Below are 11,465 nucleotides of genomic sequence, written 5' to 3'. Positions count from 1 at the left end.
TCATCCTGCAGTCAGGGTGCTGAAAACAGCCAGCGGACCGCCGGCACATGGCAGGCCGATAGTTACGTCATGCGCAGCAGTCAGGCAGCGGTTACGCAGCAGGTACGATGGCTTTATGGTTGCTCTTACATCCGTTCGTGCAACCAATTGGGCAGCCATCGGTAAAGCCAAGCGACCATACGCCAGCGCCGGGTTACATAAATTATATGCCGCTGTTTACGCAGCCCTTGGTAGATTTGCGTTGCAGCCTTAGGTACGGGAGCGACCCAAAAACGGGCCGGTGACTTTGCGGCGGGTGTGTCTACGAAACCGGGACAGATGTCTGTAATAACTATACCCGTCCGTTCTTTGCGGGCTTTTTGCCTCAATCCCTCCAGATAGGTAATCTGATAGGCTTTGGTAGCACTGTATGCCGGTGCCTGTCTACTTCCCCGGATGCCCGCTACCGAAGTGATAGCGGCCAATTGGCCATGCCCCTGACGTTTAAAATAGTTGAATGCCCAATCGGCAAGACAGGTAAAAGCTTCTACATTCAGTGCGATCATCCGATGCTCTACTTCAAAATCCAGCGAACGATTGACATCCCCGCCCCCGGCACTGATTACAACGGTATCTAAGCCACCCATCGCAAGTACTAGTTCTTCCAGGTGTATAGTGACATTCGCGGTATCTGTCACATCGAATGACCGGAACCGATATTGATCGGGATCCGTGGCGGCTAATTCCAGAAGAAGCTCTTCCCTGCGGCCCGTGATACCTACCGTATAGCCCTCCGACACCAGTAATTGGGCCAGTGCACGCCCAATGCCGGACGTAGCCCCTATAATCATGATTTTTTTTTGCTCCGTTGTACCCATGTGCTTATGCTTTGGGGATAAAGATAATAGTTTCATTCCGATGGATTTCGCTATCCCGTTTTCATTTATTACCTTTGTATAACGGCAGCACTTTCTTACCCTTCGTTTTTGCCTGCTTCTTCGTTAGCAAAATCATCGAATATGCTCCTTAGTTGTTATCAACATCAAAGTTTAATTTAAAGTTCATCAATGGGAAGATCTCAGGAAACATTCAACAAAAAAGAAAACGTAAAGAAAAAACTTCAGAAACAAAAAGAAAAAGAACAGCGTCGTGAAGAAAGACGTCAAGCGGCATCATCCAACAAAGGAAAAAGTCTGGATGATATGATGGCGTATGTAGATGAAAATGGAAATATTACGACCACACCGCCTGATCCCAAAAAACTTAAACCCATATCTCCCGATGAGATTATTATCAGCACCCCGAAATTGGAAGATTCGGAAGAGGATAATGGGGTACGCACAGGCCGCGTAGCCTATTTCAACGATTCCAAAGGATATGGCTTTATCTCTGACGCGCAAAGCGGAGAACGCATATTCGTGCACATCAACGACCTGGCCGGGCCTATTGCCGAAGAAGACCGTGTGGAATTCACCTTATCCAAAGGGCCTAAAGGTCTACAAGCTACTTCCGTAAAAAAACTCTCGTAATACCTCTGTATTAACTGTACTTAATTAGTTTGCAATGCGCACGACATAGATATCCTGCGCAATTGCAAACCACAGTGACACTTAACTTGCATGGGACCCTCCCAAATGCCCACGCCTCTTCTATAAAAAGAACGCTTGGGATGATAGTGTGGTGCAAGGTAACGTGGCCGGTTTGGAAAGGCAATACCTAAATATCGGTATTTTTAAACAATACCAAGGGCTGCTTGTTGCTTTAGCAGGAAAGAGCTACTAGACAGAGAAGCATGATACAGGAAAAATTCAGAAAATGTATGGAAGCGTGTTACGATTGTGCAGACGCATGTGATCATTGTGCAACAGCGTGTCTCGGAGAAGATCACGTAAAGGCGATGGTCACCTGTATCCATTTAGACCGCTTTTGCGCAGAGGCATGCCGGATGGCCGCCTCCTTTATGGCTAAAACCAGTGGAATTGGCCACCACGGCTACGTAATCCAGCTTTGCGATTTATGTGCTCAGATCTGCGATGATTGTGCTGATGAATGCGAAAAACATGACATGGCTCATTGCCGCGTCTGTGCGGAGGCATGCAGGCGCTGCTCGGAAGCATGCAGGCAAATGGAAGCCGCTTAGTTTATCCCCATGCGTCTTTAAACCCATGTGCTTCAAGCACATCCTGCGGCACACCGTCCCATACCCCGGGACGGTTGCCAACGTATCCGATGTCTTTCACACCCATCTCGCTGGTGAAAAAACCCGAGGCTGTCAGGTTGCGCATCAGGTTGAAAAACGCGACCCCCTGCCCCATTTCGGGCTTGGCCTTTGCCGGATAGGCGATTTCATTCACCAGTTCCAGCTGTTGTGATTCACCGCAATCGGCAAAGGCCTTGCCGTAGCGCCGCTGACATTGTACGTCCAGCCATTTCAGTCCACCACGCATCGGCGTTTGATAGGCCGGAATATCCTTGACCATAAACTCGATGAAGGCAGGGACACCTGCATCGGTTGCACTTCCTGAAACACCGTCGGCAGGAATAATAATGTCTGCCAGTACTCCGATGGCAGTCAGCTCATGGTCGGTGAAGAATTTCTCACCGGCCAGTTTCCCATTCCGTGCATGCTCCCAGTCCTGTACGCCCGGCAGTTTATCTGCAAGCTTTGCCGTTTCCTTTCCCGCCTTGGTTTGATGCCCGCATCCATCCAGCAGCAGGGCGCCCCCTGCAGCTGCCAGCCCCAGCGCCTTGAGCGAATCTCTTCTATTCATAAGCTATATAGGTCCGAAGACCGTTTTATATGTTAGATATTTAGTTTATTACGTTGTTCCAGGATATAGTCAGCTGTCCGCATTGACAGTGCCAGAATCGTCCAAGTCAGGTTCTTGTCACCCTGCTGCACAAACGGACCGGCATCTACGACAAAAAGATTGCGGCAGTCATGCGCCTGGCTCCATTTGTTCAGTACCGATTTCTTGGGATCGTCGCCCATCCGTGTGGTTCCCCCTTCGTGGATGATCTTTCCCGGTGCTTCCAAGCCGTACTTGGTTTCCGGCCCCGGCATGGAAGAAGCCACGACAGCCCCCATTTCGTGCAGGATTTCCCGGAAGGTTTCCTGCATATGCCGGGCTTGTTCAACTTCTTCGTCGGCCCATTTATAATGGAACCTGAGTACGGGTATTCCGTATTTATCTACACGCGATGGATCGATCTCACAATAGTTGTCATAACGTGCCAACGCGGTACCCCGGCCCGCCATACCCACACTCGCCCCGTAAAATCTGCGGTAATCTTCCTTCAGCGACACGCCATAGCCACCCTGTTCCCGTTGCGCTCCGTCTTTGGTAGGCACCAGGTGATTCACATGCGGAACCCAATCCATAAAACCATAAGAAGGCATGTGCATACCCCCACCATACTCAATGTGGTAACCACGCGGGAAGTTCAGCTTACTGTTATCGCCCCACCAGGGCGAGTAAATGTGTACGCTGCCTACCCCGTCTTCGTTATATCGTTTCCGGTCCAATAATTGCGGCAGAAAACCTCCGGCACTGGCTCCCGTGGAATCATGCAGGTACCGTCCTACCAGACCGCTGCTGTTACCCAGTCCGCCTGGGTGAGCGGCTGAACGGGAGTTTAGCAGCAACCGCGCACTCTCGCAGGCGCTGGCGCCTAAAATAACCAGCTTACCCCGTACGGTATGCTCCTGAAGGTCCGTGGTGCTTACGTACGAAACACCTGTGGCAAGCCCCTCGTCATTCGTCAGCACCTCTCGTACCATGGCGTTATCAATTACCGTCAGGTTACCCGTCTTCATGGCCGGTATTACCAAACAGGAAGAAGAAGAAAAGTCGCCGTATACACGGCATGCCCTGCCGCACTGCCCGCAGTAGAAGCACGTGCCCCGGCCTTCCACGCCCGGCAATGCTTCGGTGAGTACCGAGCCACGGCCGGCAATCACCGGTACACCTGCTTTCTGGGCACCGCGACGGATATAAAGCTCGTTCAGCCTGGGTTTAGGTGGTTTCAGGAAAATTCCGTCCGGTTCGTTGTGAATTCCCTCCACCGTGCCATAAATCCCGATCATCCGGTCCACCCGGTCATAATAGGGCTTCACTTCATCGTACATAATCGGCCAGGAGTCGGTTATGCCATCGGTGGGTTTGAAGTCATCCGGGCCCATGCGGAGCGAAATACGTCCCCAGTGGTTTGTCCGGCCGCCAAGCATCCGTGCACGAAACCATTCGAACTCTGTACCCGCTGCACGTGTATAAGGCTCACCATCCAGTTCCCAACCTCCGTAGGCCGCGTCGAAATCTCCGAACGGACGGACGGTACCCGCTCCCCGCCGTGGGGACTCCCACGGCCAACGCAATTGCAGTGTATCCTTAGCCGGGTCAAAAAACGGACCCGCCTCCAGCATCAGCACCTTCAACCCAGCGTTGGCTAGCACATAGCCTGCCATACCCCCTCCAGCTCCCGAACCCACTACCACTGCATCGTATACCTCGGGGTTTTCTTTGATTTGATAAGAAATCATTCTTCTATGGTCTATATATAGTTACTGTTTAGTTTGATAGCAAATGAACACGTTCATGAGCGCTACCACCGGCCAAATATATAATTTTTCTTGATAATAATGCAAAATGATGGCTAAAACGATTATGCAAATGCCCCAAAGAAAAAGCCCAATTTGCCGGATATGCAAGCTAATATGCGGTCATTAACCTAATAGGTAGTTTTCAAAAATTCGGCGAGTTTAGCCACGGCAATTGCACGGTGACTGATGGTATTCTTCTCAGCGGCACTCATTTGCGCAAACGTACGGCTGTGCCCATGAGGTGTAAACAAGGGGTCATAACCGAACCCACCGTCGCCACGCCGTTCGAATCCGATTGAACCTTCTACGGTTCCCTCAAAAAAATGTTCAGCTTTCCCGACCCGCAACGATATAACCGTCCGGAACCGCGCCCTTCTATCTGATTGGTTGCCTAACCGCTGTAGCAGCAGATCGATGTTTTTCTGCATATCCCGCGTGCCGGAATAGCGGGCCGAATACACACCGGGTTCATTGCCTAATGCCAGCACCTCAAGCCCTGAATCGTCTGCAAAACAGTCGTATCCATATTTGTCATACAGATAACTGCTTTTTTGCGAAGCATTGGCTTCAAAGGTATTACCCGTTTCCGGTATCTCATCGGTACAACCGATCTCTGCCAATGTCAGGATACGAAACTGATCACCGACGACTGCTTGTACCTCTTCGAGTTTATGAAGATTATTGGTGGCAAATACTAATTCAATCATACCAGCAAGGTCTTTATGGTGGTCCAAAACACCCGTTTTTTTTCGGCATCCACCAACATCTCGTCAAACGAGTAGGTCTTGAAAATCGTTAAACCGTCCGATTCATCCCACGACAACGGCACGCCCAATGCGACCACGATCCGCGATTTGAAAAAAGTGATGAGATCTGTTTTTGCCGGAATCTTGGACAGTTTTCCGACATTTAGCAAGGCAATGTCATCCATAGACAATTTCAGTGCCGCCAATGTTTTGGTAAATGCATCCAAGGCTGCGGCAGACATCCACTCATGCTGCGGTTCATGCGTTAAAAACAGGTAATTCCGTTTATTTGCGCCGTAATAAGAAAATTGAAGCGATACGCTAGGAGCTGCACTGGGAGCAGCCGAATGACGATCTGATGAATCCGTCATCGGTTCGTCTATACCGAAAATGGTTTCCGTCATCAGGTAACGAAGTGCCGTTGGATCAACAGTATGTAAGGATGATTCCCGCATGCGCTCTCCTTATTGTCCCAGTACCCAGGCAAATATCAGCGGTGCAACGATGGTGGCATCCGATTCAACGATATATTTAGGTGTATTGACATCCAATTTTCCCCAGGTGATTTTCTCATTGGGTACGGCTCCCGAATAAGACCCATACGAAGTTGTCGAATCCGAAATCTGACAGAAATATGCCCAAAAGGGTACGTCGTGCCATTCCAGGTCCTGATACATCATCGGTACTACACAAATCGGAAAATCGCCGGCTATCCCCCCTCCTATCTGGAAAAATCCTACGCCTTTTCCTCCGGAATTGGCGCGATACCATTCCGTTAGGTACACCATATATTCGATGCCGCTCTTTACGGTTGACGCTTTCAATTCGCCTTTGATTACATAGGATGTAAAAATGTTACCGGTGGTAGAGTCTTCCCATCCCGGCACCACAATCGGTATGTTTTTTTCTGCGGCGGCTAATATCCACGAGTTTTTGGGATCTATTTCATAATATTGTTCCAGTTCGCCCGACCGTACAACCTGATATAAAAATTCATGGGGGAAATACCGCTCACCGCGCTCCTCCGCATTACGCCATACTTTTTCAAGGTGTGATTGCAGGCGACGGAAAGCTTCTTCTTCAGGGATACAGGTATCCGTGACCCGGTTGTAGTGATTTTCCAATAGGTCCCATTCTTCCTGCGGACTGAGATCGCGGTAATTAGGTACCCGTTTATAATGCGAATGGGCAACAAGGTTCATCACATCCTCCTCCAAATTCGCCCCGGTGCAGCTGATGATCGCTACTTTATCCTGACGGATCATCTCGGCCAGTGAAATCCCCAGTTCAGCGGTACTCATCGCACCCGCCAAAGAAATCAGCATTTTCCCGCCAGCATCCAGGTGTGCTTCGTATCCCTTAGCGGCATCAACCAATGCGGCCGCATTGAAGTGCAGGTAGTTTCTTTCAATAAATTGAGATATTGGACCTCTTGTTTTGCTCATTGCTCTGTTGTACTTGGTTTTTGCCTACAAAGGTAGGGTTTTAAATAGGAAGTTAGAAGTACTTTTGCACAAGCGCCGTATGTGGAAAACCTAACTCATATCAATCCAATTAATTGACATCGCGCGCTCCTCAAGTTTACCACATCGTTAGGCTTTGCTTGCAAAAATCCGTAAGTTTGTTTGGGTTTAATTACTTCCCCAGTAATTTTTGAAGCAAGCGATGTATTTGATTTTTGACACCGAAACAACCGGTCTTCCCAAGCGATGGGATGCCCCCATTTCCGATACAGATAACTGGCCGCGATGCATACAGATTGCCTGGCAACTGCATGATTCGATGGGCAACCTGATCGAACATCAGGACTACCTGATCAAACCGGATGGGTTCAATATCCCTTTTGATGCGGAGCGCATCCACGGCATATCCACAGAGCTGGCGATGGAGCAGGGAATTCCCTTGGTAGGCGTTCTTGAAAAATTCAATGCAGCATTGACCCAGGCAAAATTCGTAGTGGGGCAGAACATTGGGTTTGATATCAACATCATGGGATGTGAGTTTCACCGATATGGCGTGGCTACCCCATTGGCACAATTACCCGTGCTGGATACCTGTACCGAGGTTACGGCTGAGTTACTCCAGCTTCCCGGCGGACGTGGCGGCAAATACAAATTGCCCAATCTCACCGAACTGCATCAATACCTTTTCGGAATCCCCTTTGCTGAGGCGCATAATGCGACTGCCGACGTTGAAGCAACCACGCGTTGTTTTCTTGAGCTCATTAAGCGGGAAGTATTCACTCCCAACGAATTGCAGGCGGATACGGGATACTTCGTAGAATTCCGCCAATGCAATCCGCAACCCATCCAGCCTGTTGGGTTGACACACATCAACCTGAAAGCAGCCTCGGATGAAATACGAAGACGCCTGCAAGATCAGCAACAGGCAGCGATACCTACGCAGGATCTCGAAGCGAATAGGCGCGACATGGCGAAGGTTGACTTCGTACACCTGCATAACCATACGCAATTCTCCGTGCTCCAGTCGACCATATCCGTGGGCGACCTGGTGAAGGCGGCGGCGGCTCACAAGATGCCTGCGGTGGCGATTACCGACCACGGCAACATGATGGGGGCCTTTCACTTTGTGAGCAATGTACTGAACCATAACAAGGCCGCAGAGGCTAAAAACAAAGCTGCTGTTGAAAAAGGCGAAAGTCCAACGGAAGTGGTCATCAAGCCGATCGTGGGTTGTGAGTTTTACATCTGCGACAACCATACCGATAAATCACGCAAAGACAACGGCTACCAGGTGGTCTTTCTGGCCAAAAACAAAAACGGGTACCACAACCTGGCCAAAATGTCGTCCATCGCCTACACGAAAGGCTTCTATTACGTACCGCGCATCGACCGCTCCGTTGTTGAACGATACAGGGAAGATGTCATCGTACTCTCGGGCAACCTATACGGCGAAATCCCCAATAAGCTTCTCAACATGGGTGAAAACCAAGCCGAGGAAGCGTTGCTATGGTGGAAGGATACTTTTGGGCCAGATTTTTACATTGAGCTCATGCGGCACGGACAGGAAGATGAAGACCGCGTAAACCAAAGCCTCATCGCCCTGGCGGAAAAACACGACGTGAAAGTGGTCGCTACCAATAACACCTATTATATAAATAAAGCGGACGCTCATGCACACGACATCCTACTCTGTGTAAAGGATGGCGAGAAACTTACTACGCCTAAGGGGCGCGGGCGAGGTTTCCGCTTTGGGCTGCCCAACGATGAATACTATTTCAAGTCGGGCGAAGAAATGAAAAAGGGGTTTGCCGACCTACCCGATGCCATCCTGAATATCCAGGAAATCGTCGATAAGATCGAACCCTATTCGCTGTACCGCGATGTATTGCTACCCAAATTTGAAATACCGGAAGAATTCCAGGTGGCGGAAGACAAAGACGACGGAGGCAAACGGGGCGAAAACAAGTACCTGCGGCATCTCACCTATGAAGGGGCAAAAAAGCGGTACGCCGAGATTACCGATGAGATCCGCGAACGGCTGGATTTTGAATTGGCGACCATCGAACGGACCGGATACCCCGGTTACTTCCTTATCGTACAGGATTTCATTGCGGCCGCACGCAATATGGGGGTATCTGTCGGGCCGGGTCGTGGATCAGCGGCGGGGTCGGCCGTTGCTTATTGCCTCGGCATCACCAACATTGACCCCATTGCCTACGACTTGCTGTTCGAACGGTTTCTTAACCCCGACCGGATATCCATGCCCGATATTGATATCGACTTCGACGACGAAGGCCGCGGCCGCGTTATGGAATACGTTATTAATAAATATGGCGCCAATCAGGTGGCCCAGATCATCACGTATGGTACGATGGCAGCCAAATCATCCATCCGGGATACGGCCCGCGTGTTGGATCTTCCCTTGTTCGAGGCCGATAAGATTGCCAAACTCATACCCAACCTAAAACTCAACAAGATTTTCAACATGGATGCGCAGGCACTCAAGAGTGCCCTGCGCTCCGAAGAGCTGGAAAATGTGCAGCAATTGGTATCCATGGCCCAGGGCACCGGCCTGGAAGCTGAAACCATCAAACAGGCACAGGTACTCGAAGGCTCGCTCCGCAATACCGGCATCCACGCCTGTGGCGTCATCATCACACCGGATGACATCACCAACTTTGTGCCGGTGGCCACCGCAAAGGACTCCGAGTTGTATGTCACCCAATTTGACAACTCCGTGGTGGAAAGCGCCGGACTGCTCAAGATGGACTTTCTCGGTCTTAAAACACTCACGCTGATTAAAGACACCGTGAGCATCGTCAAACAACGTCATGATATTGACCTGAATCCGGACGAATTTCCGATTGATGACGCGCTGACCTATGAGCTTTTCCAACGCGGTGAAACCGTCGGTATCTTCCAGTATGAGTCGCCCGGCATGCAGAAATACATGAAAGAGCTGAAACCAACGGTATTCGGCGACCTGATTGCGATGAACGCTTTGTACCGACCGGGGCCCATGGAATACATTCCCAGTTTCATCCGCCGCAAACACGGTTTGGAACCCATTACCTATGATCTCGATGCATGTGAAGAATACCTGAAGGAGACCTATGGTATTTCGGTATACCAGGAGCAGGTGATGCTTCTCTCCCAGAAACTGGCTAATTTCACGAAAGGCGAAGCCGATGTTTTGCGGAAAGCCATGGGTAAGAAGCAGCGCGATGTACTGGACAAGATGAAGACCAAATTCATCGACCAGGCTGCGGCCAATGGACACCCGCCAAAAGTCTTGGAGAAAATATGGAAAGACTGGGAAGCGTTTGCCAGTTATGCATTCAATAAATCGCACTCCACCTGTTATGCCTGGGTGGCTTACCAAACGGCGTACCTGAAAGCACACTACCCTGCGGAATACATGGCCGCCGTGCTCTCCAACAACATGAATGACATCAAACAGGTGACTTTTTTCATGGAGGAATGCAAGCGCATGGGCTTGCAGGTACTGGGGCCTGACGTCAATGAATCTTACTATAAGTTTACGGTAAACGACAAAGGAGCCATCCGTTTTGGCATGGGCGCTGTGAAGGGGGTGGGCGCAGGTGCCGTAGAAACCATCGTACAAAGCCGGAAAGAAAGTCCTTACAAATCCATTTTTGACCTCGCACGGCGTATTGACCTGCGGGCTGCCAATAAAAAAGCATTTGAAAGTTTGGCCTATGCGGGCGGATTCGACTGCTTCGCAGGCACACACCGTGCCCAGTATTTCCACGCGGATAGCGATGGCGGTGGTACAACGCTCGAAAAAGCGTTAAAATACGGAGCTAAATACAAGGAAAACGAAAATTCGGCACAGGTGAGTCTCTTCGGTGGCGGCAGTAGCATAGAAATTCCGGAGCCGGCTCTCCCCTTCTGCCCTGAATGGGGGCTGATTGAGAAACTGAAATACGAAAAGGATGTCATCGGCATCTATTTGACAAGTCATCCGCTGGATAATTACCGCTTCGAAATCAGCCACTTTTGTCAGCACCCGGTGCGGTTGCTTGCATTGATCGATAAGATGAAAGAGCTGGAAGTCGACGAGGAGCTCCGCATGGAATTCAACAAAATCAAAAATCGGGAACTGACCATCGGCGGCATGGTCACAACGGCAAGCCACCGCATTACCAAAAACGGCAAACCGTTTGGCGTGATGGTTTTCGAAGACTATTCAGATTCGTATGAGATTGCCTTATTCGGAGAAGACTATGTAAAAATGAAGGGTTACCTCAACGAAGGATACTTTATCCAAGTGAAAGGCATCATTCAAGAGCGCTTCCGACAACCGGGAAATTGGGGGTTTGAGGTCAAAAGTATGCAGCTGCTTTCAGATCTACGCGATAAGCTGGCTAAATGCCTGACCATACAGGTGCCCCTGCATGAATTGAATGATAGTTTTGTAAACCGTATCCAGCACCTCGTGCATACGAATATCGAACAACACGAAAACACAACCTGCCAACTGAAATTTGCAGTCCGAGATTTTGAATCGGAAATCAGCGTAGAAATGCCATCCAAAGGCCTGAAAATCAGCCCAAGTAATGACTTTATAGAAGCACTTATGGAGCTGAATGGAGTCAATTACAAGTTAAATTAATGTCAGATTGTCGGTAGGTATGCGTTGGCAATAATTTTGAT

Annotated in this window: 9 protein-coding genes; 3 read left to right on the top strand and 6 right to left on the bottom strand. The window is 49.8% G+C overall.

Annotation, left to right across the window (positions count from 1 at the left end; all coding sequences use genetic code 11):
* Positions 1–125: 125 nt before the first annotated feature.
* Positions 126–857 (bottom strand): SDR family NAD(P)-dependent oxidoreductase, encoded by a 732-nt coding sequence (locus IEX60_RS04810; protein WP_188748003.1) that lies wholly within the window; start codon positions 855–857, stop codon positions 126–128.
* A 189-nt stretch (positions 858–1,046) separates the two neighbouring features.
* On the opposite strand from IEX60_RS04810, the gene IEX60_RS04805 reads away from it, so the two are divergent.
* Complete coding sequence (locus IEX60_RS04805; protein WP_188748002.1) at positions 1,047–1,508, top strand: cold-shock protein; 462 nt, start codon at positions 1,047–1,049, stop codon at positions 1,506–1,508.
* Between the two features lie 263 nt (positions 1,509–1,771).
* Positions 1,772–2,119, top strand: coding sequence for a four-helix bundle copper-binding protein (locus IEX60_RS04800; RefSeq protein ID WP_188747999.1), 348 nt, complete (start codon positions 1,772–1,774; stop codon positions 2,117–2,119).
* A 1-nt stretch (position 2,120) separates the two neighbouring features.
* Here the strand turns inward: IEX60_RS04800 and IEX60_RS04795 are convergent, their stop codons facing one another.
* The 5 genes from IEX60_RS04795 to IEX60_RS04775 all read right to left on the bottom strand — a co-directional run bounded on the left by IEX60_RS04795 (position 2,121) and on the right by IEX60_RS04775 (position 6,770).
* The gene (locus IEX60_RS04795) at positions 2,121–2,750 is read right to left on the bottom strand and encodes a gluconate 2-dehydrogenase subunit 3 family protein (RefSeq protein ID WP_188747998.1); all 630 of its coding nucleotides are present in this window, start codon (positions 2,748–2,750) and stop codon (positions 2,121–2,123) included.
* 32 nt (positions 2,751–2,782) lie between these two features.
* Positions 2,783–4,519, bottom strand: a complete 1,737-nt coding sequence (locus IEX60_RS04790) for a GMC family oxidoreductase (RefSeq protein WP_188747996.1) — start codon at positions 4,517–4,519, stop codon at positions 2,783–2,785.
* Positions 4,520–4,707: 188 nt separating this feature from the next.
* Positions 4,708–5,286 (bottom strand): RdgB/HAM1 family non-canonical purine NTP pyrophosphatase, encoded by a 579-nt coding sequence (gene rdgB / locus IEX60_RS04785; protein ID WP_188747994.1) that lies wholly within the window; start codon positions 5,284–5,286, stop codon positions 4,708–4,710.
* Positions 5,283–5,780: a hypothetical protein gene (locus tag IEX60_RS04780; protein ID WP_188747991.1), complete on the bottom strand. Its 498-nt coding sequence runs from the start codon at positions 5,778–5,780 to the stop codon at positions 5,283–5,285. Before IEX60_RS04780 ends, rdgB begins: the two co-directional genes overlap by 4 nt.
* 9 nt (positions 5,781–5,789) lie before the next feature.
* Complete coding sequence (locus IEX60_RS04775) at positions 5,790–6,770, bottom strand: deoxyhypusine synthase family protein (RefSeq protein WP_188747989.1); 981 nt, start codon at positions 6,768–6,770, stop codon at positions 5,790–5,792.
* A 220-nt stretch (positions 6,771–6,990) separates the two neighbouring features.
* On the opposite strand from IEX60_RS04775, the gene dnaE reads away from it, so the two are divergent.
* Positions 6,991–11,424, top strand: a complete 4,434-nt coding sequence (gene dnaE, locus IEX60_RS04770) for a DNA polymerase III subunit alpha (RefSeq protein ID WP_188747987.1) — start codon at positions 6,991–6,993, stop codon at positions 11,422–11,424.
* Positions 11,425–11,465: the final 41 nt, after the last annotated feature.

The organism is Parapedobacter defluvii (assembly GCF_014642075.1).
In the GTDB taxonomy this organism is placed as follows: Bacteria; Bacteroidota; Bacteroidia; order Sphingobacteriales; family Sphingobacteriaceae; genus Parapedobacter; species Parapedobacter defluvii.
Note: the sequence above shows the minus strand (reverse complement) of the source record. Positions and strands in the feature narration are given on the sequence as shown.

Excerpts from the sequence above, each read along its gene's own strand:
- IEX60_RS04790 (WP_188747996.1), bottom strand. The coding sequence starts at position 4,519 with ATGATTTCTTATCAAATCAAAGAAAACCCCGAGGTATACGATGCAGTG.
- IEX60_RS04800 (WP_188747999.1), top strand. The coding sequence starts at position 1,772 with ATGATACAGGAAAAATTCAGAAAATGTATGGAAGCGTGTTACGATTGT.
- IEX60_RS04780 (WP_188747991.1), bottom strand. The coding sequence starts at position 5,780 with ATGCGGGAATCATCCTTACATACTGTTGATCCAACGGCACTTCGTTAC.
- IEX60_RS04805 (WP_188748002.1), top strand. The coding sequence starts at position 1,047 with ATGGGAAGATCTCAGGAAACATTCAACAAAAAAGAAAACGTAAAGAAA.
- rdgB (WP_188747994.1), bottom strand. The coding sequence starts at position 5,286 with ATGATTGAATTAGTATTTGCCACCAATAATCTTCATAAACTCGAAGAG.
- IEX60_RS04810 (WP_188748003.1), bottom strand. The coding sequence starts at position 857 with ATGGGTACAACGGAGCAAAAAAAAATCATGATTATAGGGGCTACGTCC.
- IEX60_RS04775 (WP_188747989.1), bottom strand. The coding sequence starts at position 6,770 with ATGAGCAAAACAAGAGGTCCAATATCTCAATTTATTGAAAGAAACTAC.
- dnaE (WP_188747987.1), top strand. The coding sequence starts at position 6,991 with ATGTATTTGATTTTTGACACCGAAACAACCGGTCTTCCCAAGCGATGG.
- IEX60_RS04795 (WP_188747998.1), bottom strand. The coding sequence starts at position 2,750 with ATGAATAGAAGAGATTCGCTCAAGGCGCTGGGGCTGGCAGCTGCAGGG.